Origin of the sequence: Thermovenabulum gondwanense, assembly GCF_001601575.1 — a bacterium.
Classification (GTDB): Bacteria; Bacillota; Thermosediminibacteria; order Thermosediminibacterales; family Thermosediminibacteraceae; genus Thermovenabulum; species Thermovenabulum gondwanense.
On record NZ_LOHZ01000024.1, the window covers coordinates 1 to 23,638 of the forward strand.

Below are 23,638 nucleotides of genomic sequence, written 5' to 3' on the forward strand. Positions count from 1 at the left end.
TTGCCTCCGGCTTCCTTCAGATTCCACCTCGCAATGGACACCCTTGCCTTCAGCTAACGGTTGGTGCTATCAACCCCCGTAATGGACTTTCACCATCAAGGTCGCGGGCATGCCGCGCGCACATAAATAATAGGAACCCCCATTTAGGGGTTCCTATTCTATATCGATTTTTCTTCCCTTTGGTTTTGATGGATTTATCTTGGGAAGAATTAGGCGCAGTACACCGTTTGTATAGCTTGCCTTAATGTTGTCCGCATCCACGTTGTCCGGCAGGGGAATCGTCCTGGAAAAACTTCCCCTTCTTCTTTCTTTATGGATATAATTTTCCCCTTTTTCTTCAACTATTTCATCCTGCTTGCCGGAGATAGTAAGCATATTCCCTTCATGATGTATTTCTATATTATTTTTATCGAATCCGGGCAAGTCCGCTTCCAGAATATATTCTTTTTCGGTTTCTTTCATATCTATCCTAATAGCCGAGGGATTTAAAAGGTCGTAGAAATTGTCGAAAAAGTTTTCAATATCCAGGTCAAAAAAAGCTGGCAGTAAACCCCTTCTCCTCCACGGCATGAGATGTCTTTCATGCATACCAAGCACCTCCTCTGGTAAATTTTTCATAAATTCTAATTAAATTATACAACGAAGGTCAAAGAAGGTCAAGAAAATATTTTTTAAAATTTTGTAAAAAAGAAGGTTTTTAAAGAGAAAAATCGAAAGTTTATATAGGTTTAATTTAAAATTTATCCTATTTTATTTTTTTCAACTGTAAGCATTTTATTATTGTATTTATTTGGAAAAAATAATGAAAAACACCGGAGATGGTAACTATGAGTATAGGGATTGACATTGTGGAAGTAGAAAGAATAAAAAGAGCCTGCAAAAACAAGAGATTTTTTAAAAAAATTTTTTCCGATAAAGAAATTAATACTTTAAATGAAAATAAATTTTTCTTTCAAAGTATTGCTGCAAGGTTTGCCGCAAAAGAGGCGGTGGCAAAGGCCCTTGGAACGGGGATAGGAGAGGTAAGCTGGAAGGATATAGAAATACTGAAGGATGAGAAGGGAAAACCCCGGGTTTTTCTTTATGGAAAAGCAAAGGATATATTTTTAAAAAAAGGTTTTAAATTCATTGATATTTCTTTAAGCCACACAAAGGAGTACGCCTGTGCGGTAGCCTGTATTATGGGAGGTCTTTTTGATGAAAGTGGTAATGCCGGAAACCATGAGGAAAATGGATAAACTGGCGATGGAAGACTTCCGGGTCCCGGGAATCGTGCTGATGGAAAACGCAGGTAAAGCTGTAGCCGATGCTGTGGATAGGGCATATCAAAAACAATGTTTTACGTCAAAAAAAGTTTACATTTTTTGCGGCAAGGGCAATAACGGAGGAGACGGTTTTGTAGCGGCAAGGCATCTTAAGAATAAAGGTTTTTCGGTGGAGATTTTTATTCCGGAAAAAAAGGAAAGCATAGCGGGAGATGCCCTCATTAATTTGACAATCCTCGAGAAAATGAACGTTTCTTTGAATTATATTTTTTCAAACGAGCAGTTAAGCAGGGTGTATGACCTCTTAAAAAAAGAGGATGGAAATTTTGCACTTATCGATGCTCTCTTTGGAACGGGCTTAAAAGGAGATATTGAAGGAAGGTATAAGGAGGTAATAAATTTAATAAATAAGACGAAGGGCTACAAGGTGGCGGTAGATATACCTTCAGGCATCTGCGGAAGAACCGGTAAAGTGCTGGGAGAGGCGGTAAAAGCAGATGAAACGGTAACAATGGGCCTTTTAAAACCGGGATTGCTTTTATATCCCGGTGCGGTTTACGCCGGTAAGGTTACGGTTGCCGATATCGGCATGCCGGTGGATTTAATAGAAGAAATTGGACCGGAAGGTATTCTTTTGAACGAAGATTTTATAAAGGATCTTTTTATTCCCTATCCTCCCAATGTTCACAAGGGTTTTTTCGGCAAAGTTTTTATAATCGCCGGGTCAAAGGGTCTGACGGGGGCTGCTGCTTTATGTGCCCTGGCTGCCCAGCGGTCGGGGGCAGGGCTTGTTACCCTTGGGGTGCCGGAAAGTTTAACTGCGGTATTTGAGGTAAAGCTAACCGAAGTAATGAAAATGCCGCTCCCCGATCATGGGGGATGTATTTCCTTAGAAGCGCTGGACAGGGCTCTGGAGTTTTCACAAAAGGTAGATGTGGTAGCTGTCGGGCCCGGATTATCTACAAATGAAAACACAAAAAAGTTCATCAGGGAATTTGTGATAAACTGCAAAAAACCTTTGGTTTTGGATGCGGACGGAATTAACGCATTTCAAAAACATCCCGATCTTTTAAGGGGAAAAGAGGGGGATATTATTATAACTCCCCATTCCGGAGAATTGGCAAGGCTATTAAATACCGTGCCGCTGGAGATAGAGGAAAACCGATGGCAAAAGGTGGTGGAGGCAGCGGATGAATTTAATTGTACGGTGGTTCTGAAAGGAGCAAGGACCCTTATAAAATCACCGTCTTCTCCGGTGTACATCAATCCCACCGGGAATCCCGGTATGGCCACCGGCGGCAGCGGAGATGTCCTTACAGGCATGATTGCGGCCTTTCTTGCAAGAAACCGGGAACCTTTAAAGGCAGCCTGTGCGGGCGTGTATATTCACGGTTTAGCAGGAGATATCGCAAGGGAGAAAAAAGGGGAATTTTCTCTGATTGCCGGTGATATATTGGATAATTTACCGGAAGCTTTTAAGAGGATTTTTTAATAAAAATAAATCTTTAAAAAAGAGGTGGGTTAAATGCAGGGGTTTTTGAGACCTACGAGAGCTGAAATTCTCTTAGACAATTTAAAGCACAACATTAATGAAGTATTGAGAGTGAAAAACAAAAATTCAAAGTTTTGTGCAGTGGTAAAAGCGGATGCGTACGGGCACGGAGCTTTGGAGGTGTCCCGCGTAGCCCTCTCTATGGGAGCGGAATACCTTGCCGTCGCTTTTCTGGACGAAGCCCTCGCTTTGAGAAGGGAGGGTGTCAGGGCTCCCATCCTTATTTTGGGTTTTACACCGGAAGATCAGTTTGATAAAATAATAGAGAACGATATTACTCAGACCGTGTTCAGCTTAGAAATGGCCGAAAGGCTTTCCCTTAAAGCAATAAAAATGGGAAAGCCTGTTAAGATTCATATAAAACTGGATACGGGCATGGGGAGAATAGGTTTTTTAGCGGATTCCCCTATTATTTCGGAAGTAGAAAGGGTATTTGAACTCCCCGGTATCGAAGTGGAAGGCATTTTTACTCATTTTGCCAGGGCGGATGAAAAGGATAAGGATTTTACCTTTGAACAGTTTTATAAGTTTATGGATGTGGTTGGCAGATTGGAAAGTAAGGGGTACAGGATACCCATAAAACATGCCGCTAACAGTGCGGCGATTATTGACCTGCCCGAAACCCATCTGGATATGGTAAGGGCGGGAATAATGCTTTACGGATGCTATCCTTCCGATGAGGTGGATAAGGAAAAGGTAAAGTTAAAACCCGTAATGAGTTTTAAGACAAAGATTGCCCATCTTAAGGAGCTGGAAAAAGGAAAACCTATAAGCTACGGTGGGACTTTTATAACTCAAAGAAACAGCAGAATTGCTACACTTCCTGTCGGGTATGCGGATGGTTACTTCCGTCTGCTTTCTTCAAAAGGAGAGGTTTTTGTAAAGGGCAAAAGGGCAAAAGTAGTGGGAAGGGTATGCATGGACCAGTGTATGGTAGATGTGACGGAGATCGAAGGGCTGAAAGTGGCAGACGATGTAGAGCTCTTTGGCGATGGAACGAATAACGGTGTAACGGCTGATGAAGTAGCAAAAATCATAGGTACGATTTCCTATGAGGTGCTGTGTGCCGTTTCCAAAAGGGTTCCCAGGGTGTATATAGAAGATGGTAAAATAATAAAGGTCAAAAATTATTTAACATCTTAGGTATATTTTTCTATTTTTATTCAAATAATTATAGTGATTTGTTTTTATAGATGCTCATAGGGGGTGCCGCTGTGGCCGGACTTGTAAAAATCACGGTGAGTTTGCCGGAAAACCTTTTGCGACAATTGGATGGAATTCTATCTTTGGAAAATAAAGATAGAAGCGAATTAATCCGGGATGCCATGATGCTTTATATAAAAGAAAAGGAAAGGATCAGGATGAGAGAGCAGCTTAAATCGGGCTATATGGAGATGGCAGATATAAATTTAAAAATTGCGGAAATGGGAATCTGTCAGGACATTCAGGATTTCTTTTCCTATGAGTTAAGACTGTCGGAGCGTGAATGACGTGCTTGTCCGACGGGGAGATGTATTTTATGCGGATTTAAATCCCGTGGTAGGATCGGAACAGGGTGGAGTGCGCCCTGTCTTGGTGGTGCAGAACGATGTGGGAAATAAATACAGCCCTACGGTAATAGTTGCGGCAATTACTTCCCAGATCGACAAAGCCAAACTTCCTACCCACGTGGAACTTAAAAAAGAGGATTACGGATTGGAAAAGGATTCGGTGGTATTACTGGAACAGTTAAGGACAATCGATAAAAGGCGATTAAAGGAGAAAATTACCTTTTTGGACAATGAAATTATGGCAAAAGTGGATGAGGCCTTAAAAATCAGTTTGGGACTTGTAGACTTTTAATTTTTAGTAATTTGAAAAAAGCAGGAACACCTAACCTGCTTTTTTATTTTTTCAAAGGAAAAAGTGTATTTATAAAAAATGCCAGTTTTGCTATAATTTTTTATGAGTCAAAAAACTATTTTGGAGGATTTATGAATATCGGGCAGGAAAAAAAAGAACAGTTTTTTTCCGAACTCATCGCGGCACTTTCGCTTATGATGGACCTGGATGAAAGTAAAAAAATTTACCATGCGTGGCGGGTAGCTCTTTTATGCGAAAAAATGGCAGAACATATTTTACCCGAATATAAAACCCATATTTTTTATGCCGGCCTTTTACACGATATTGGGGCTATTTCCTTACCCGAGCATGTGGTGCATTATACGAATATAAAAGATCATTTTCAAAATCCAGTTATTTTTAACCATCCCCTCAAAGGAGCCCAGATAGTAAGAGAAATTAAGCCTTTAAAGATTGCCGCCAGTATGATAGAGCAACATCATGAAAACTGGGATGGAAGCGGATACCCTAAGGGAATAGCCGGGGATGATATCAATTTGGGCGGGCAGATCATTCATGCGGCGGATATAGTGGATATTTTGCTTAGAGAAACGAAAAACAGTGAAGAAAATGTGAAGGTAATTATAAAAAAACTTGAAGAAAAGCGGACTAAAGAGATATCCGGTTTGATTTTTGAGCTGACCGCCTTTATCCTAAAGGACAGGGACTTTTTTTTAATGCTTTTCGATGAGGAAAAGCTTTCAAAAATTTTTTTTGAAACCCTTCAGAATCAAAGACCCGTGGATACCGATGAATGCGGCGGGGATGCCCGGGATATTTTAAGGGTATTTTCCGGTGTAATTGACGCAAAACACAGCTATACGGCGGGGCATTCGGAGCGGGTAGCCCTTTATTCGGTTAAAATTGCAAGAGGCCTGGGACTACCGCATAAGGATGTCTCGGATATAAAAATTGCCGCTTATCTGCACGACGCGGGCAAGGTGGCAATTCCCCGGTTCATCCTGGATAAACCGGGCAGGCTAACGGATGAAGAATTTAAGATTATGAAAATGCATCCGGTTTACACCGGAGATATTATGAGCATAGTTACGGAATTGCAAAGGCTTATTCCAATATCCATTAACCACCATGAAAAATACGATGGTTCGGGTTACCCCCACGGGTACTACAGGGAGGAAATCCCCTTAGGAGCTAGGATTATGGCCATCGCCGATGCCTTCGACGCGATGACCTCTGAAAGACCCTATCAAAGGATCAAAGACGCCTATGAAGCCAAGGAAGAGATTTTGAAAAATGCGGGAAAACAATTTGACCCGCATATAGCAAAGGAAGCGGTTAAGCTTCTTTAAAATGGGGGGTTTTTATGAGACCAAAGATAGCGCTTACTTCTTCTTATATTGAAGAAAAAGCCGTTCTCAATGAAGGATATTATTTAGCTGTGGAGAAAGCGGGAGGTATCCCTTTTATCACACCTCCTTTAGAGGAAGTTACCCTGCAGGAAATTCTTGAATTTGTTGACGGGGTTTTAATTACGGGGGGGCCGGACGTGGATCCGCTCCTTTTTGGAGAGGATCCGGTAAAGGAACTGGGAGAAGTCAGCCCGGCCAGGGATAAGGCGGAAATTTTTCTCGTAAAGGAAGCGTTTAACAGAGGTTTGCCCGTTATGGGCATCTGCAGGGGAATTCAGGTGATAAACGTGGCACTCGGGGGGAGCCTTTATCAGGATTTACCCTCCCAGCTTAAAGGCTCTATAAAACATTCCCAGAGCGCACCCAGATGGTACGCTACACACACGGTAAAGGTTCAGAAAGGGACGATCCTTTTTGAAATCTTTAATTCCGAAGAGGTAAAGGTAAACAGCTTCCACCACCAGGCTATAAAAAATATTTCTCCCAATCTTAAAGCGGTAGCCTATGCTCCTGACGGTGTGGTGGAAGCGGTGGAAGCGGTATCTCAGGACAAATTTATCCTGGGACTTCAGTGGCATCCCGAAGGCATGTGGCAGAAAGACCCGGTTCAATTAAAACCCTTTGAGAGGTTCATTGAGGAAATAAAAAGGAGGAAAGGTAGATGAAGATATTCATTTCTGCCGATATGGAGGGTATTTCGGGGGTAGTTTCTTCAAGCCATACGGAGCCCGGAAATAAAGATTACGACAGGATGAGGCTTTTAATGACAAAAGAGGTAAATGCGGTTATTCAGGCGGCCTTTGACTTCGGGGCAACGGAAGTGGTTGTAAACGATTCTCATAATAATATGGACAATATCCTGATAGAAGAACTGGATAAAAGAGCGGTTCTTATTAGCGGAAGTCCCAAACCTCTAAGCATGATGGAAGGGATAGATGAAAGTTATAAGGCGGTTTTCTTTGTGGGTTACCATGCGAGGGCGGGAACGGATAATGCAATTATGGATCATACCTACACATCAAAGGTGATGTTTGCTAAAATAAACGGGAGGGAAATGAGCGAGGCGGGCCTCAATGGAAGGCTTGCTGGATATTTTGGTGTTCCGGTAGCCCTTATCACCGGAGATCAAAATGCCGTCCTCTGCGCAAGGGAAGAGCTGCACCGGGATATCATAGGCGTGGTTGTAAAGGAAGCGGTGGGAAGGTATGCAGCAAAGGTATTCCCCTTCGATATAGTTAAAAGCAAGATAGAAGAAGGGGTTAAGGAGGCATTGCTTAAGATTGATTCCTTTAAACCCGTAAAAGAAGAGGGCCCCGTAGAGCTTGAAGTTTCCTTTTTCAGGACAGTTATGGCGGATATGACCCTATTAATCCCCGGGACCAAAAAGAAGGACCCGAGGACGGTGATTTACACCGCAAGGGATTATTTAGAAGCCTATAAAGTTTTCCGGGCAATGCTCGCCATATCACCGGGTATTAATTAGGAAGGAGTGGTAAAATGCTTGCGGTAAAGGGTGGAAAAATTTATACAATGGCCAGTAAAAGGGTAATAGAAGAAGGAATAATTTTTATCGACGGCGGTAAGATTGTTGATGTGGCGGAAAGGGCTGAAATACCGGCGGGTGTTGAAATAATTGACGCGAAAGGTAAGTACATATTTCCCGGTTTCATCGATGCTCACTGCCATATAGGGCTTTTTGAGGAAGGTGTGGGTGCCATAGGAGAGGACGGAAATGAGTGGACGGATCCGATAACTCCGCACCTTAGAGCTATAGATGCCGTAAACCCTGCGGACGTGGCTTTTAAAGATGCCGTAAAGGGAGGCGTCACCGCGGTATTTACCGGCCCGGGCAGTGCCAACGTAATCGGGGGACAATCCGCCGCATTAAAAACCCACGGCAGGGTTGTAGATGAAATGATAATAAAATCTCCTGCGGGATTAAAGATCGCCTTTGGAGAAAACCCCAAAAGGGTTTACGGAGAGCAAAAAAAATCCCCTGCAACAAGAATGGCTACAGCCGCACTTTTAAGGGAGACCCTTTATAAGGCGAGAAATTACAAGCTCAAAAAGGAAAGGACTAAAGAGGGCGAAGTATTTGAAACGGATTTAAAAATGGAAATCCTTTGCCAGGTTCTTGACAAAAAGCTTCCCCTCAGGGCTCATGCCCACAGGGCGGATGATATAATGACCGCTATCAGGATAGCAAAGGAGTTTGATGTGGACCTGGTCATTGAACACTGCACCGAAGGACACCTGATTGCCGATAATATAGCAAAAGAAAATGTGCCTGCGGTGGTAGGACCTTCCCTGACCTCTAAGTCAAAGTATGAATTAAAAGACCTTACTTTTAAAACTCCGGGAGTTCTTGCGGAAAAGGGAGTAAAAGTCGCTATAATGACCGACCATCCCGTTATACCCATTCAGTACCTTCCTCTTCTTGCCGCTCTTGCGGTGAAGGAAGGGATGAAAGAAGAGGATGCATTGCTTGCAATTACGAAAAATGCCGCTGAAATAATAGGTATTGCTGACAGGGTGGGGAGCATAGAAAAAGGAAAGGATGCGGACATCGTAATATGGGATAAATTCCCCCTTGACTTAATGGCAAGACCGGATATTGTGATAATAAATGGTGAGGTTGTGTATAAAGGATAATATAAATAAAGCGTCCTCCGTTCATTGTCAAAAAAGAGGACGCTTATAATTTTGATTTTTATTCACCATGATATTTTTTATAGACACCATCAACCGTGATTCTGAGTTTCGCAGATCCCTTTGAAGGTATTTTCCCGGGAATCATAGCATTTTTTATAGCATTAATAGCATTTAGTGAAGATAATTCTTTTGCGCCTCCTTGATTACCTAAATTAAATAAATTCTCCATATTATTTTCCTTTAAAAAGCTCAATGCATCTTTCATTTCTTGCGAATCAGGCAGTTTTATTCCATTTCCAATGCCCGGCACGTTTCCTATGTTATCTAATTGCTCTGCCATTTTATTAAAATCTACTGTAAAAGCTCCTTGAATAGGACATTTATGGTTAAAAACATCTACCTCCATTGACATATTTATTCCTTTTGCGTTCCAATCATTTAAATCGGGAGTTACGGCAATAACTTGACTTATACCATCAAGAGGAAGCGGTTCGGATAAATTTATGGTTCCAATTGGTTCAGGAAATGAAAAAACCGTATATCCTTTAAACACAACACCCTCCAATAATGCAGGAACGGTTATTAATATTCCCTGAGGGGGGATATTTTCTTTTATGCCGTATTTTTCATAAGCATCTTTCAATTCTTCTGTATTATCGGAAGGTTTTTTCAATATCCTGACCAAAGAATTATATATATCCGGGTTATTAATTGCAAAAGAGGCACTACCCGATGTTTCAACTACCTTTTTCCCATCAATAAAACCCTCGCCGCCGAAATTATAGGAAGAACTTTTTACTACATAATAACAATGGTCTTTAATTTCGAGATTTTCTATCAAATTGCCCTTTGATTTCCATTCAAAACCCGGCACGCTGTAATTGTATTCAAATGTTAAATTTAGCTGCATTTCTTTATAGCATTTTCCGGTTTCTACCCTGAATTTATCAGCCTCTTTTAATTCGTCCTTCAAATTTGCATTAGAATAAATCAAAACAAGAGCCTGAATATCTTCATTTTTATCCGTCTTTGCTTTGCAATATTGTTTAACGGTTTCGGAGGACCAGTCTTCAACAACCCAATTACCATTAATCCTTAAAATAGCCTGTCTTTTTAAATATTTATCATCGGCTATGGATTTTTCAAAAGTTATGGTAACATGTTGAAGGGTCGGATCCTTTTGGTCAAAAATATATAAGTAATACATTAAGGCACCGGGATTTAATGAAACACTTACTTCATCCTCCTCATCGACCTTCATTATCTTCTTTTTAAAACATTTTCCACTGGGGCCTCCTGTGATTTTCCCATTATCGTAATATTTATCAACGGGAGGCCAGTTCCAATTGTAAAGGGCAAATGTGGCATACGTTTCTTTAAGCTTTGGTGTGTTCTTTTCTAAAAATGGCCTTATTGATTTTGAACCGCTTTGTCCCGCAGTCTTAATAATTTCTCGGATAAAATTCACCCGTGCATAATCTGTAAGGTAATAAAAAAACATATAGCTCAGGTATTCGAAACCCTTACCAGAGCCTATTCTTGCCTTATCTAATGTCCTGAAGAATCTCGGATGCCAGGCGTGCTCTAAATTATAGTCAGGATAAACATAGTTTTCAGCCCATACGGCAGTTGCTTCACAAAGCCATTTTTCATCAATTGTATTATAACCAATTTTCATTTCATCCTGAAATGCATGAAACAGCTCATGTGCAATTGTGGATTTATTAAGTTTTTCATTGTTTGCATATAAAATATTGATTCTAATCCTGTAATTTCCATCTTCATACCATTCTAATCCATATAATCTTTCTGCAAATTTAACTAATTCAATTATAAAAGGCTTTGAAGGTTTTATTCCCATTAAAGGCCTGAATTTATCCCATGAGTATATTATTGATTCTTTAATATACGAAACTGTGGCTTTTAAAGACTGCTTCTTTTCTGCAGCCCAATTCTTTTCTTCATAATATAATATTTTAAATTTCTGTCCATCATGAGTAAATTCTTCGACATTAACTTTATAATCTTCTTCAGCTGCCAGTGCTTCATTAAAAATTTTTAGACCTGAAACAGAATTTTTATTTTGTTTTTTATTACCCGGGTAAAAAAAACTATGCGGATCATCTAAAGGAATAAGATAAGGCGTAACCTGATTGCGGGTTTCCTCAGATAAAGATTCCCAGTTGTCTATTAAATAACGTATATCATATTGAGCTGTATCTACGGGTTCATTGGATCTATATTCAGCTGGGAGACGTTCAGGGTCATAATTAGAAAATATTTTATAAACAGCAGCTTTTTCCTTGTTTATTTTGCCTTCATTTAAGGCTTTTTCAATAAGTTCTGTTGAATTCGGCGGCAATTCCTCATAATCGTCAGGGGCTGAAAATAAATCCGAAAGTTCCTTATCAATCCCTTTTAATTCTTTCGATATCTCATTTTTCAAGTTATATATTGGTTTTGGCTCAGATATACTTATTCCCGACAGCAACGATTTATTATCTTTTTCAACATTTTGTTTATTCCCAAAAGAACATCCGGGTATAACTAAAGCAGTAAAAATAAATATAACAATAAGAATAAACGCAAATAACTTTTTATAAAATAATTTCAATGTATCATTCCTCCTAATATTTTCATTTTGTTAAAATTGTTACCGTTTGCGTTGCCTGGTCCCATCCCACATCGCAATTGAGATTTTCACCTACAAACCTTACCGGTACGTAAGTTCGAGCTCCTATTATAACAGGCGGCACATCATTCGTGATTGATAATCCATTTACCAGCATTTCTTTTTTATCTATCAACATTTCAATTGTTGTATTTTGCTTTACAATGGTAATTTTCCTATCCGCCTCATTCCATTTTATGCTGCCACCTATGGCTTCCACTACAGCTCTTATGGGTAATATCGTCCTTCCTTCCATTATAAGCGGAACGGTTCCTCTTCCCGGATCTATTTCCATCTGGGTACCGTTTACCGTCATAAAAGCATTGCCTATGGTAAGGTAAATAATTACTTTATCCATCTTAGTTTCTTCGTTACTGCTTTCATCGGAAGAAGAAGGTTGCGTATCCTGGCTGTTAACTTCAAACTGTTCAGTACCTTCAGTTGCTTCCTGCTCGTTGCCCGCTTCTGTAGAGGTGGGAAGTTCTAATTGGATAAAAGGCACTCTTATTTCACCAAAAGGAGGTGAAAAAAGTTCGGACCCGCTTACATTAGCCCGCTGCCAATTAGTAAATAAAAGCTCAATTTTTTGGTAATAACCGTCTAAAAAGACTACCTTTACCGGTAGATTGTTGTTTTGGTTTATAAAAAGCTGTAATTTAACATAAACATTCATTATTGGATCGATTTTTTTACTCTTTTCCCAAACCTGGCAGGAAATACCGTTAACCTGTTCCGTTCCTTTTAAAGCAAACGGTATATTCCCTAATTCAGGGATATAATCATCTAAGTCATACCGAACATTTTCTTTAATCGGAAACTCTCTATATTCAATAACTTTGGTTTTACTATTTTTATCCCACAATAAGACGGGATCATTTACGCCCATTTCTACCTTTTGCTGCTCATTTAATGAAGAAAATTTTATACCTTTACTATAAGATGGAGTAGAGCTTAAGGCGGAAGGATAATATTTAATAGTGATATTAGAAGTAAAGTTTTTAGGTGAAAGAATCCCCGGATTTTGCGATGATTCCTGCCCCTCTAAGTTGAAAACAATTGCACCTAATGTTTTAAGGTAGTAATCTGCAGGAGCTGAAGCTATTAAGTTAATATTTTTTTCTATATTGTTCAATAAATTGCTTCTTCTTTCTTCTTCGCACGTTTTAGCTTCATCAAAATACTCTAACTTTTTGCCTTCTACAAAAAATCTTACCGTTTCAAAGACATGATAGTTGACAGAACGCCCTCCCATAAAAGAACTTCTGAATCTATCAAGAGAAGAAGTTATCTGGTTTAAAAGGCTGTTAAGTTCTATCTCCCACGGACCCGTAGCAGCTAATGATTGTTTTTTTTCAGAATTAAATGTTGGCTTTAAGCGCCACTCCTTAGATTTAAGCGTATTTTCCGGGTTAGTGCTGTGAGGATAAATAGCGGTTACTTTAAAATCTATTTCTTCGCTAAAGGGTGAAACTGTGCCGCAATTGCCAATAATTACAACACTATTGGCAGAGCTCAAACGGTATGGCTCCTGATTGTAGTTTCCATCTACGGAAACAGCTATACCTTCTGCTTCTATTTTATCACTGTAAAAGGTAAACCCTTCCTTTTCTAATACTGCATAAATCTTGTCAAAAGGCCTAATGTCCACATTGTTCAATTGAAAAACACCATTTGAACTTTGTGCTGTAAGCTTAATATTATATTCAACGGGAAGAAAAATATTTTTTTCAGGGTGCAAAGGAATATTATTAGAGCGTTCTATATACAAAGTAACAGGGCCATTGTAGGTTAAGGCATTTTGGTCCGAATTATTCACATACCCTTTTAAAGCATTTGCCAGATAATCGGCAGTTTCCACAACTATAAAGTTGAACGGGAAACTTGCCTGCCGTGGATATGACCAATTACTTGTAGTTCCAGGGAATTTTACCCTTATCTGATCTCCTTTTTTCAAGTCATAGGATGCGGTAAAGCAGCCTGCCTTATCCGTTAATGCACTTAATAATTTTTCAGTGCCTGAAGCACTTGTAATCTTCAATTGGATTTCTTTGTTAGAGTAAGGGGTACCGGTCGCTTTCTCAACAATACGCCCCTTTATTATGTCTCTATAAGCACATGCCTCGGTAATGTCAATATTATAATTGCCTGAACGTTCCTTTACATAATTAAAAATGGGATATTTATACTCATAAATCGTCTTGCTTTTATCAAAAGATTTTACTTTTATTTTGCCGCTTATTTTTACGAACCCGTCTCCTTTAATACTCAAATAGTCACCGATACTACCCTGCACATTTGTTTTTGCTTCTAAGAAAACTCCAATTTTATTGTCTAAAACAATTTTACCCTTCCCTAAAATATCAAAAGCAACCTCTGCAAGAAGGCTTGTTTCTCCTTTTACATCTGCAGTCAAGGATAAATTTTCAGGTGTAAAAGAAAAATTTACTTCTTTAATTGTATTAAAACTTGTAGGCATATAATAAGAAGTATCTCCTTGAAGACCCGCTCTGATAGAAGAACTCTGTTTTACAGAGTATTCCATGGTAATGCTGCCATCAACCCCCAAAACTAAAAAAAATCCCACAGTTATCTTGCATCCTTCTGCTGGAATGATAAAGTCATAGAGAGGAATTTTAATATCCTTTTTTATTTGGGCAAGTAACTCTGCCTGTACTTCAGCTTTTTGAGAAGCGAAAAAGACAAACTTATAACCGTTGTCTTTCGTGTATTTCACTTCAACGGCAGGAGAATCCACATTCAAACTGCCCTTTAAAGCCACTTCTATTCGTTTTCCCTCCTGGTCGTACCCCGGTACGGTCTGTCTCTCATCAAAATAAAAGTTAAATCCTGCCCTTTCAGTAGTACCGGATTTCATTTTGTAAGAGGTAACATTAATACCCGGAGTAAGGCGGGTAATATTTGCCTCATTGAGAAATACAGTTTGTTCGGGAATAGATATTTCTTCCACTATTTTTTCATCATCGGCGAGGAGAATGTATAAGACCCCTCCATCTCCCTTAACAAATTCTAAAGCCATTAAAGAAGAAGGGTCTATGTAAATCTTACCCGGTTCAACGGAAGGCAAAAAAGACGAATTTATCCTACCGCCTTCCGCATGTTCTTTTATTGCTTTGACCTGACTTTCGCTAAGCCAGTTAACTCCGGGTTTTAACCTCAAACTTAAATTTTTTAGAGAAGCTGGCCGGATACCTTTAGCCCGAGCCTGTAAAGAAATGTCGGGGAGATCAGGCGATCCGATTTTTTGAATAATAGAATTGTCTGCGATATTTAATACAGGGGGAGTCAATGTTATAGGGTCGGTGAAAGTGAGAGCGTTAACAGAAATTGATGTAAAAAGGTTAATCAGGGTAAATGTCACAAGAAATAACACAGCCATTTTTTTAAAATAAGAGAAATTAAACATTAAAAAACTCCTCTCTATAATTCAGAATTTTTATAAAATTAAATGCGAGACTATATTAAATTTAGATTCTTTCGCGGTATTTTTTATCTATTTCTTCCATTATATTTTTGTTTAAGATGAATTACAACTCTTTTTTAAAAATTTAAACATTTTTATATTGAATAATTCTTATATTGTGTAATTTTTAATTCTATGGTAATATATAAATGAAAATTTAAAAAGGACCGAAAAACCTTCGGGGCAGGGTGAAATTCCCGACCGGCGGTGAGCCAAAAGGCGAGCCCGCGAGCCCTCCAGGGGCTGATCCGGTGAAATTCCGGAGCCGACGGTATAGTCCGGATGGGAGAAGGTTGATTTTATTTTGCGTAAATTTTTAAGCCCCGAAGATTCGGGGTTTTAATTTTTCTTAAAATCAATCTAACTAAATTAACTTAAAGGAGGAGTTTTCTATGTCATCCGTAAATGAAAAAAGCGTACAGAGCCTGAAGGATGTCAAAAATCTTACAAAAGTCGCGGTCCTCGGTGTTTTAGCCTTTTTCATTATGTCTTTTGAATTTCCACTGCCCTTTTTTGCATCCTTCTTAAAAATTGATTTCGGCGATATACCCGCTCTGCTGGCAGGCTTTGCCCTTGGGCCCTGGGCGGGTGCAGGAGTAGAGGTGCTGAAAAATATCCTTCATGCAATCTTTAAAAACCAGACGGCTTTTATAGGTGAAGCGGCAAACCTCTTGACGGGTATACTTTTTGTGGTCCCAGCATCCTACGTATACTGGATAAATAAAAACAGGAATACTGCTGTCACAGGAATGCTCCTTGGCACCGCCGCAATGGCTATCGGAATGTCCGTCGCCAATTACTATATTTTCATTCCGCTATATCAGAAGGTATTAAATATTCCCATGGATGTAATAGTATCGCTGGGGACAAAAGCCAATCCGAGGATAGTAGACCTTAAAACCCTTATTGTTTACAGCATACTTCCTTTTAATATCCTTAAAGGTCTTTTGCTGTCGCTGGTAACGCTGCTCATCTACAAGAGATTGTCCTTTTTACTGCACAGGTAAAAACAAAAGCCCCTTTTTCCCGGGGCTTTATTTTTTTTATATTTTTTTTGATATAATAAATGTAGAAAAAATTAGCAGATGGGGAAGGTATTTTATGATTGTTGTCAGGACAAAAAGCGTGGAGGAAACCGAGAAACTTGGTTCGATTATCGGGAAGTTTTTAAGACCGAAAGATGTGGTAGCTCTGGTGGGCGACTTAGGAGCGGGCAAGACTGCACTAACCCGGGGAATAGCGAAGGGAATGGGTATAAAGGAGTATGTGGTAAGCCCTACGTTTACAATAATAAATTTTTACAAAGGTGTTGTTCCCTTTGTGCATGTGGATGCTTACAGGGTAGAAAGTGAAGAAGAACTGGAAGAGGCCGGATTTTCGGATTTTTTGGATGAGTGCGCCGTGGTTGTCGAGTGGGCGGACAAAGTAAAAAATCTTCTACCCGACTCTTCCCTCTGGATTGATATTTATCCCGTGGATACAATAGAAAGGGAATTCAGGATATACGGCAAAACACCGCTGATGTCCATTATTCAAAAGGAGTTGATGCAAAATTGAAGATTCTCGGGATTGAAACCACATCCAAAGGAGCGGGAGTTGCGGTTGTTGAACAAGGAAGGTTGATTGCGGAGTATTATTTAGAAACGGGAAAATACACCCACCTGGAAAAACTGATCCCGATGGTGGATAAAGTTTTAAAAGACCTGGGGGTAAATCTTGAGGACCTAAATGGGATTGCCGTTTCCGTAGGGCCCGGTTCCTTTACCGGAATAAGAATTGGAATTGCATGTGCGCAGGGTATATCTCAGGCTTTGAAAATACCCATAATACCGGTAAACACCTTGGACAGCTTAGCATACAATGTTAAAAGTGAGAGCCTGATATGTCCTGTTATAGATGCCCAGAGAAAGGACGTGTATGCTGCTCTTTTCCGGTGGGAGGGGGAGGAATTAGTAAAGGTCTGGGATTATATGATCTCAGATTCGAAACTATTATTGAAAAATTTAATAGATTTAGAAAAGGAAATAATTCTTGTGGGGGATGGTGCCAAAAAGGTTTTTGCTGTAGAAAATAATGACAATAATGTTAATTTATTACTTATCAAACAGGAATTATTGTATACCATGCCAAGGGCTTCATCGGTGGCGATGATCGGATTCAATAAATTTTTAAAAGGGGAAAAATGCAACGGTTTTTCGGTAAAACCCTTTTACATGAGGAAATCTCATGCGGAAGAGAAATGGGAGGAGAGGCATGGAAAAGAAATACTTACCTGAAATTCAAATAGATTTGATGGGTGAGGAGGATATAGACGAGGTTATAGAGATAGAAAAAAGGAGCTTTACGAATCCCTGGTCGAAGTACGCCTTTTTATCCGAGCTGAAGGAAAACCGCTTCTCCACCTATATAGTAATTCGGGCGGAGGGGAGGGTGGTGGGCTACGGAGGCATGTGGATAATCTTTGATGAGGCTCATGTAACAAATATCGCCGTGCTTCCGGAGTACAGAGGGCTGGGAATCGGAGAGCTTATCATGAGAACGCTTATCGACTTGGCAAGAAAAAGAGGCGTCATGAAGATGACCCTGGAGGTAAGAAAAAGTAATTTTGTTGCCCAGAATTTATATAATAAGCTGGGCTTTAAACCTACGGGTATTAGAAGAGGGTATTATACGGACAACAATGAAGATGCAATTATCATGTGGAAGGACATTGAATAAATGTTTGTTATCCACATATTCACATAGTTATCCACAGGTTGAGCTTTGATTTTTTCTTTTTTGCAAAACTTATCCACATTATCCCCATAAAAAGTTTCCACAGCTCATCAAAAATCGGATACGGCATAGGCATCCAATGAAAAATCCGATACTTTGCCGTCAAGAAAAGAATAATACCCGGCGCAGGCTATCATAGCAGCATTGTCGGTGCAGAATTCCACGGGTGGAAAGTGAACTTTTATACCCAGTTCCTGGCTCAACTTCGAAAATTCCTGTCTCAGTCTTTTATTTGCCGCTACCCCTCCGGCTAAGGCCAAGGTATCCGTTTTTATTTGCAAAATCGCCTGCCTTGTATTTTCTACCAGGGCCTTTACGACAGCCTTCTGGAAACTTGCCGCTACGTCTTCGGTTTTTATCTTTATTCCTTTTTGCTTTTGCTGGTTTAAATAATTTAATACCGCGGTTTTTAACCCGCTGAAGCTGAAATCCAGCTCTGAACCCTTTATTTGAGCTACCGGGAAGGTAATTGAATCCTCATTTCCAGACTCGGCCGCTTTTTGAATGGCAGGGCCCCCGGGATATCCCAGGCCTAATGCTCTTGCTACCTTGTCAAAAGCCTCTCCTGCGGCATCATCTATGGTTTTTCCGAGAATTTTAAACTTACCGTAGTCTTCTACCCAAAAAAGGTGAGAGTGACCCCCGGATACCACCAAACATAAAAAGGGTGGAGAAAAGTTTGTTTCAAGAAAATTGGCGTAAATATGCCCGGCGATGTGATTTACCCCTACAAGGGGTTTTTTTGCTGCATAGGAAAGGCCTTTTGCGTAAGAGACACCCACCAGAAGTGCGCCTATGAGGCCAGGTCTGTTGGTAACAGCTATTACATCAATATCCTTAATGCTAAGGTTTGCCTTTTTTAAAGCCTCCTCCACGACATAGCAAATTTTTTCAAGATGCGCCCGGGAGGCCAGCTCGGGAACAACGCCTCCAAACTTTTGATGAGCTTCAATTTGGCTAAAGATAATGTTTGATAGAACCTTCCTGCCGTTTAAAACCACAGCTGCGGAGGTTTCATCGCAGGAAGTTTCGATACCGAGGGTTAATACATCCTTGGACAAGATTTTTCCTCCTTTTGAAAATTTCAGGAATTATGATAACACAGGCTACCAAGAAAAGCAATTGTGATAATATTAACAAAAATAAAAACAAATTAAAAAAATTATATTATTCTTGCAGGAATTTTATTTTCCGTATAGAATATATTAATTAAACTGGGCTACCAAGTAACCCTAAAAAAGATTATAAATATAAAGAAGGTGAGGTATTGAATTTTAAAAAGGTAAGAAACATCAGGTTGTATGAAACTATTATTCAACAGATCAGGCAAATGATCGATGAGGGGAAACTTCAGCCCGGTGATAAGTTTCCTTCGGAAAGGGAATTGATGGTGCAGATGGGGGTAAGCCGCTCTATATTGAGGGAGGCCTTCAGGGTTCTTGAATCCCGCGGGCTGGTAGAGTCGAAACCGGGGGGTGGAAGGTATTTAAGAAATGTTTCGGGGTTTCAACTTATCACCTGCTCCGCAGAGGATATAGAAAGGGACGCACTGCTGGAAGTGGTAGAAGCCAGAGAAATAATTGAGGTAAAAATTGTAAGGCTTGCAGCAAAAAGGGCTACCGAAGAGGAAATAGAAAGATTAGTGGAACTGGATAAAGAATTTCACGGGAACGATATGTCGATTAGAGAATACATGGATAAGGACAGGGATTTATTTTTCCACTTGGCCATTGCGGAAAGTGCTCATAATTTTATCTTAAAAGAAGTAATAAGCCATATTCTCAATATAAGCAAGGAACTGCGAGAAAAAACCATCCTTGACTACGACGATTGGCTGAATTTGTGCAAACAGCACGGAGATATCGTTAGGGCGATTGCAAAAAGGGACGAAGAAGAAGCAGCGAAAAAAATGGCCCTTCACTTGAGCGAGCTCAGGAGAGACCTCTTAAAAAGGTGTTTTAGCTAAGGGGCAAAAAGCTGATTGAGGTTAAAATGCGAGCAAAATTGTCTAAACATTAACAATACCGTAAAATCAATAAAAAGTTAAAAACCTTTATAAATATATAAAAACAATGAATAATATGAAGGAGGTATAATGATGAGAATAGAAAAGCACCCCATTCTAACCTTTGAAAGGGGGCGTGAGGTGGAATTCACCTTCAACGGCAAGAAGATGAAGGGCTATGAAGGTGAACCAATTGCTGCAGCTCTTCATGCGAATGGAGTAAGGGTGTTGAGCCACAGTAAAAAACTTCACAGGCCCCGCGGGTTTTACTGTGCAATTGGAAACTGCTCCTCCTGTTTGATGACTGTCAATGGAGAACCCAATGTAAGAGTATGCGTGGAAAAGCTGAGAGAAGGAATGGTAGTGGAAACCCAGGAAGGAAGAGGTGATTTAAAATGATTAGAACTGAGGTAGCGGTAGTTGGTGGAGGGCCCGCAGGATTAATGGCATCCCTTGCAGCAGCAAAAATGGGAGCAAACGTTACAATAATAGACAGAAATTCCAGGCTTGGTGGACAGCTGGTAAAACAAACCCACATGTTCTTTGGTTCTGAAAAACAGTACGCTTCTATCAGAGGTGTGGACATAGGAAAATTTTTAGCCTCCGAGGTAGAAAGAAACCCCAAGATTAAAACAATGCTCGATTCCACGGTGGTAGCCTATTATCCCGATGACGGGGTTTTAGGAGTGGAAGTGGAAGAGAAAAAATGGGTAAAGATGAAGGCGGACAGAATAATAATCGCCACCGGTGCTTCGGAAAGATTTTTACCCTTTGAAAATAACGACCTACCCGGTATTTACGGTGCTGGTGCCGTGCAGACCCTCATGAACGAACACGGGGTACTTCCCGGCAAAAATGTGCTTATGGTAGGTGCGGGGAATATCGGACTTATAGTCAGCTATCAGCTTATGCAGGCGGGTGTAAATGTAAAAGCCATTATTGATGCGGCACCCCGTATTGGCGGATACTGGGTACATGCTTCAAAAGTCGCAAGGCTCGGCATTCCTATACTTACCTCCTACACTGTAAAAGCAGCTTATCCCAACGAAATGACCGGTGCTCTGGAAAGGGCTGTTATATGGAAGGTGGATGATAAATGGCAGCCCGTTCCCGGAACGGAAAAGGTCTTCAATGTGGATGTCATGTGCATTGCCGTAGGGCTCTCACCTTTGGCGGAGCTTTTGTGGCAGGCAGGGTGCCAGATGGTATATGTTCCGGAACTGGGTGGTCACGTTCCTCTAAGGAATGAAAATATGGAAACTACGGTACCCGGAATATTTGTAGCCGGCGATGTGGCGGGTGTAGAAGAGGCATCCAGCGCCATGATGGAAGGTGAGCTGGCCGGACTCTCGGCAGCAAAAAGCCTGGGATACGACGACGGTACCTATGAGGATAAAAAAAATGCGGTCCTTAGAGAACTTGATACACTGCGTTCTGGACCTGTAGGAGAGAAAATAAGAAAAGGCCTATCAAGGGTTATTATATAGGAGGTGCTTGATATGCTTGCTAAAAACGGAATCCCGGAGATGGAAGAATTAAGCTTTAGAATTCCACCAAAGGAAAGACTGGCAAAAGGGCCGGTAGTAATGGTGGAATGTTTCCAAAGAATTCCCTGCAATCCCTGTGCTAAAGCGTGTAAATCAGGAGCCATAACCCTCGGGGATGACATAAACAACCTGCCCGAGGTGGATTACGAAAAATGCACGGGGTGCGCCCTCTGCGTAAGCAAATGCCCGGGGCTCGCTATATTTATAATAGATGAAACCTACTCGGAAAAGGAAGCGACAGTTTCTTTACCTTTCGAATTCCTTCCCCTTCCTGCAGAAGGAGATGAAGTGGACGTGCTCGACCGGTCGGGCAACGTGGTAGGAAAGGGCAGGGTTTTAAAGGTTAGAAATGGTAAATACGAGGATAAAACACCCGTGATCACGGTGGCTGTACCGAAGGAACTCTCCATGGTGGTCAGGAACATAAGGGTTGGAGGTGCAAAATAAATATGAAGAGCAAGACCATAATCTGCCGTTGTGAGGATGTCACCCTTGAGGAAATCGAGGCATTAATAGAAAAGGGTTATACTACTATGGACGAAATAAAAAGGATTACCCGCTGCGGAATGGGACAGTGTCAGGGGAGAACCTGCAGGTCGCTGCTTTTAGCAGAGCTTGCTAAGGCCACAAAGACAAATCCTGCCGATATAAGGATAACCACCTTTAGGCCCCCGGCAAAAAATATAAAGATGGCTGCAATTTTAGGAGGTGTCGAGAATGAAGAAAACAGCTGAAATTGTAATCATCGGCGGAGGTATGGCGGGGCTTGCAACTGCTTATAATCTCGCGACTATGGGGATGAAAGATATAGTCGTATGCGAGAAGAGCTACCTTATGAGCGGCTCTACGGGAAGATGCGGGGCCGGTGTCAGAGCTCAGTGGGGAACGGAGATGAACTGCCTTCTCGGAAAGGCTTCCATAGAGATTTTTGAAAACTTAAACGAAATACTGGACTATGAAGGGGATATAGAATTTAAGCAGGGCGGCTACCTTTTGATGGCAATTACAGAAAAGGAAGTAGAGCAATTTAAAAAGAATATAGCATTGCAGAACAGCTTGGGAATAAAGTCGGTATTGTTAACACCTCAGGAAGCACTTGATATAGTACCCGAATTGAATATAGAGGGAATTCTGGCATGCGCTTTTCATCAGAAGGATGGACATGCGAATCCCTTCCATACAATGATAGCTTATGCAGAAGCGGCAAAGAGGCTCGGCGTAGAGATAAACACCTTTACCGAAGTTACCGGAATTATTGTTGAAAACAACCGGGTTAAAGGGGTAAGGACCAATAAAGGAGATATAATGACGGATAAAATCCTTATAGCTGCCGGTGCATGGTCGAGAGACATAGGAGCTATGGCGGGAGTAGATATACCGGTAAGGCCTGAAAGACACCAGATACTGGTTACCGAACCGGTAAATCCCAAACTCGGCCCAATGATAATGTCCTTTGCCGGAAACATATATTTGCAGCAGGAACCCGGAGGAGAATTCATTATGGGATTCGGCCCTGCCGAACACGAAACCTACAGCGTAACCTCCACCTGGGACTTTATCGAGACCATGTGTAAAAAGGCGGTAAGGTATCTTCCCTATATGAAAAACATAAGGATAGTCCGCCAGTGGTCCGGGCTTTACGAGATGTCCCCCGATGCTCAGCCAATTCTTGGGAAGGCGGACGGCGTAGAAGGAGTATATATTGCTACGGGTTATTCCGGCCACGGCTTTATGTTTGGACCGATAACCGGTGTTTTAATGGCCCAGTATATTCTTGGTATGCCCACTTCGATACCCATTGATAAATTGGATCTGGGCAGGTTTGAAAGAGGAGAGCTTATATTCGAGCCTTCGGTAGTATAACAAAATTTAATAAAATATTTAATGAACAGTCGTATAAAATTTAATGAACAGTCGTATAAAATAAAAAAGGCCCGCCCACAAGGGCGGGCCTTTTCACGGTAATCCTGATAAAATTTAAAAATTAAGCATAACCGAACAAAAAGGAATAAAAAGAAGGATAAAATAAAAAGATTGGAACAAAATAAGGAATATTGTCGAATATGGAAGAATTATAATGTTGAAATAAGTGATGAATTTATGATATATTACAAAAGCGCGCCGGTGAGGCGCAAGATACGAAGGATAAGACGGGCAAAAAGAAAAGGCAAACGGACTTGACAAAAGACGAAGCAGCTGATACAATATAGAACTGTGGCGCTGGAAAGCGCCATGGACCTTGGAAACTGAACAGTGTCACGCCTGAGAGTTTCAATAAAAAGGTGTGTAAGAGAAGAAGAGCTTAAAGGATTTAACTTGAGAGTTTGATCCTGGCTCAGGACGAACGCTGGCGGCGTGCCTAACACATGCAAGTCGAGCGGAGGTGTTGGAAGGTGAAAGCCGGAAGACACCTTAGCGGCGGACGGGTGAGTAACACGT

Annotated in this window: 23 protein-coding genes, 1 rRNA gene and 1 riboswitch; of the genes, 20 read left to right on the plus strand and 4 right to left on the minus strand. The window is 40.8% G+C overall.

Going from position 1 to position 23,638, the window contains the following annotated elements; all coding sequences use genetic code 11:
* Positions 1-153: 153 nt before the first annotated feature.
* Positions 154-588, minus strand: a complete 435-nt coding sequence (locus tag ATZ99_RS04400) for an Hsp20/alpha crystallin family protein (RefSeq protein ID WP_068748038.1) — start codon at positions 586-588, stop codon at positions 154-156.
* 239 nt (positions 589-827) lie between these two features.
* Here ATZ99_RS04400 and acpS point away from each other — a divergent pair, with 239 nt between their 5' ends.
* The 9 genes from acpS to ATZ99_RS04445 all read left to right on the plus strand — a co-directional run bounded on the left by acpS (position 828) and on the right by ATZ99_RS04445 (position 8,720).
* Entirely contained in the window at positions 828-1,238 is a 411-nt protein-coding gene (gene acpS, locus ATZ99_RS04405; protein WP_083947344.1) for a holo-ACP synthase, read from the plus strand.
* Positions 1,198-2,757 (plus strand): bifunctional ADP-dependent NAD(P)H-hydrate dehydratase/NAD(P)H-hydrate epimerase, encoded by a 1,560-nt coding sequence (locus ATZ99_RS04410; RefSeq protein ID WP_068748039.1) that lies wholly within the window; start codon positions 1,198-1,200, stop codon positions 2,755-2,757. The genes acpS and ATZ99_RS04410 overlap by 41 nt, the downstream gene beginning before the upstream one ends.
* 33 nt (positions 2,758-2,790) lie before the next feature.
* A complete protein-coding gene (alr, locus tag ATZ99_RS04415; protein WP_068748040.1) occupies positions 2,791-3,960 on the plus strand; it encodes an alanine racemase in 1,170 nt (389 codons plus the stop codon).
* 71 nt (positions 3,961-4,031) lie between these two features.
* The gene (locus tag ATZ99_RS04420) at positions 4,032-4,307 is read left to right on the plus strand and encodes a CopG family ribbon-helix-helix protein (RefSeq protein WP_068748041.1); all 276 of its coding nucleotides are present in this window, start codon (positions 4,032-4,034) and stop codon (positions 4,305-4,307) included.
* Position 4,308: 1 nt separating this feature from the next.
* Positions 4,309-4,659, plus strand: a complete 351-nt coding sequence (locus ATZ99_RS04425; RefSeq protein WP_068748042.1) for a type II toxin-antitoxin system PemK/MazF family toxin — start codon at positions 4,309-4,311, stop codon at positions 4,657-4,659.
* A gap of 131 nt (positions 4,660-4,790) precedes the next feature.
* On the plus strand, positions 4,791-6,008 hold the full coding sequence (locus ATZ99_RS04430) for an HD-GYP domain-containing protein (RefSeq protein ID WP_068748059.1): 1,218 nt from the start codon (positions 4,791-4,793) through the stop codon (positions 6,006-6,008).
* A gap of 14 nt (positions 6,009-6,022) precedes the next feature.
* The gene (locus tag ATZ99_RS04435; protein WP_068748043.1) at positions 6,023-6,733 is read left to right on the plus strand and encodes a gamma-glutamyl-gamma-aminobutyrate hydrolase family protein; all 711 of its coding nucleotides are present in this window, start codon (positions 6,023-6,025) and stop codon (positions 6,731-6,733) included.
* A complete protein-coding gene (locus ATZ99_RS04440) occupies positions 6,730-7,551 on the plus strand; it encodes a M55 family metallopeptidase (RefSeq protein WP_068748044.1) in 822 nt (273 codons plus the stop codon). Before ATZ99_RS04435 ends, ATZ99_RS04440 begins: the two co-directional genes overlap by 4 nt.
* A 14-nt stretch (positions 7,552-7,565) precedes the next feature.
* Positions 7,566-8,720, plus strand: coding sequence for an amidohydrolase (locus tag ATZ99_RS04445; RefSeq protein WP_068748045.1), 1,155 nt, complete (start codon positions 7,566-7,568; stop codon positions 8,718-8,720).
* Between the two features lie 58 nt (positions 8,721-8,778).
* On the opposite strand, the gene ATZ99_RS04450 is transcribed toward ATZ99_RS04445, so the two are convergent.
* On the minus strand, positions 8,779-11,334 hold the full coding sequence (locus ATZ99_RS04450) for a DUF6055 domain-containing protein (RefSeq protein WP_068748046.1): 2,556 nt from the start codon (positions 11,332-11,334) through the stop codon (positions 8,779-8,781).
* Positions 11,335-11,356: 22 nt separating this feature from the next.
* The gene (locus tag ATZ99_RS04455; protein ID WP_068748047.1) at positions 11,357-14,815 is read right to left on the minus strand and encodes a copper amine oxidase N-terminal domain-containing protein; all 3,459 of its coding nucleotides are present in this window, start codon (positions 14,813-14,815) and stop codon (positions 11,357-11,359) included.
* A 227-nt stretch (positions 14,816-15,042) separates the two neighbouring features.
* Positions 15,043-15,170, plus strand: a riboswitch (FMN riboswitch).
* Between the two features lie 94 nt (positions 15,171-15,264).
* Between ATZ99_RS04455 and ATZ99_RS04460 the strand changes: the two genes are divergently transcribed.
* The 4 genes from ATZ99_RS04460 (at position 15,265) to rimI (ending at position 17,590) form a co-directional block, all read left to right on the plus strand.
* Positions 15,265-15,879, plus strand: a complete 615-nt coding sequence (locus ATZ99_RS04460) for an ECF transporter S component (protein WP_068748048.1) — start codon at positions 15,265-15,267, stop codon at positions 15,877-15,879.
* 94 nt (positions 15,880-15,973) lie between these two features.
* Positions 15,974-16,429 (plus strand): tRNA (adenosine(37)-N6)-threonylcarbamoyltransferase complex ATPase subunit type 1 TsaE, encoded by a 456-nt coding sequence (gene tsaE / locus ATZ99_RS04465; protein ID WP_068748049.1) that lies wholly within the window; start codon positions 15,974-15,976, stop codon positions 16,427-16,429.
* Positions 16,426-17,148 (plus strand): tRNA (adenosine(37)-N6)-threonylcarbamoyltransferase complex dimerization subunit type 1 TsaB, encoded by a 723-nt coding sequence (tsaB, locus tag ATZ99_RS04470; protein WP_068748050.1) that lies wholly within the window; start codon positions 16,426-16,428, stop codon positions 17,146-17,148. Before tsaE ends, tsaB begins: the two co-directional genes overlap by 4 nt.
* Positions 17,126-17,590, plus strand: coding sequence for a ribosomal protein S18-alanine N-acetyltransferase (gene rimI, locus ATZ99_RS04475; protein ID WP_068748051.1), 465 nt, complete (start codon positions 17,126-17,128; stop codon positions 17,588-17,590). The genes tsaB and rimI overlap by 23 nt, the downstream gene beginning before the upstream one ends.
* A 107-nt stretch (positions 17,591-17,697) precedes the next feature.
* On the opposite strand, the gene tsaD is transcribed toward rimI, so the two are convergent.
* Positions 17,698-18,708: a tRNA (adenosine(37)-N6)-threonylcarbamoyltransferase complex transferase subunit TsaD gene (tsaD, locus tag ATZ99_RS04480; protein WP_068748052.1), complete on the minus strand. Its 1,011-nt coding sequence runs from the start codon at positions 18,706-18,708 to the stop codon at positions 17,698-17,700.
* A 206-nt stretch (positions 18,709-18,914) separates the two neighbouring features.
* On the opposite strand from tsaD, the gene ATZ99_RS04485 reads away from it, so the two are divergent.
* The 7 genes from ATZ99_RS04485 to ATZ99_RS04515 all read left to right on the plus strand — a co-directional run.
* Positions 18,915-19,613 (plus strand): FadR/GntR family transcriptional regulator, encoded by a 699-nt coding sequence (locus ATZ99_RS04485; RefSeq protein WP_068748053.1) that lies wholly within the window; start codon positions 18,915-18,917, stop codon positions 19,611-19,613.
* Between the two features lie 132 nt (positions 19,614-19,745).
* Positions 19,746-20,051, plus strand: a complete 306-nt coding sequence (locus ATZ99_RS04490) for a (2Fe-2S)-binding protein (protein WP_068748054.1) — start codon at positions 19,746-19,748, stop codon at positions 20,049-20,051.
* Positions 20,048-21,139: an NAD(P)/FAD-dependent oxidoreductase gene (locus tag ATZ99_RS04495; RefSeq protein WP_068748055.1), complete on the plus strand. Its 1,092-nt coding sequence runs from the start codon at positions 20,048-20,050 to the stop codon at positions 21,137-21,139. The genes ATZ99_RS04490 and ATZ99_RS04495 overlap by 4 nt, the downstream gene beginning before the upstream one ends.
* A gap of 12 nt (positions 21,140-21,151) precedes the next feature.
* Positions 21,152-21,646, plus strand: coding sequence for a 4Fe-4S dicluster domain-containing protein (locus ATZ99_RS04500; protein ID WP_068748056.1), 495 nt, complete (start codon positions 21,152-21,154; stop codon positions 21,644-21,646).
* Positions 21,647-21,648: 2 nt separating this feature from the next.
* A complete protein-coding gene (locus ATZ99_RS04505; RefSeq protein ID WP_068748057.1) occupies positions 21,649-21,933 on the plus strand; it encodes a (2Fe-2S)-binding protein in 285 nt (94 codons plus the stop codon).
* A complete protein-coding gene (locus ATZ99_RS04510) occupies positions 21,917-23,062 on the plus strand; it encodes an NAD(P)/FAD-dependent oxidoreductase (RefSeq protein WP_068748058.1) in 1,146 nt (381 codons plus the stop codon). The genes ATZ99_RS04505 and ATZ99_RS04510 overlap by 17 nt, the downstream gene beginning before the upstream one ends.
* Before the next feature lie 449 nt (positions 23,063-23,511).
* Positions 23,512-23,638 (plus strand): 16S ribosomal RNA (locus tag ATZ99_RS04515); the annotation flags it as partial.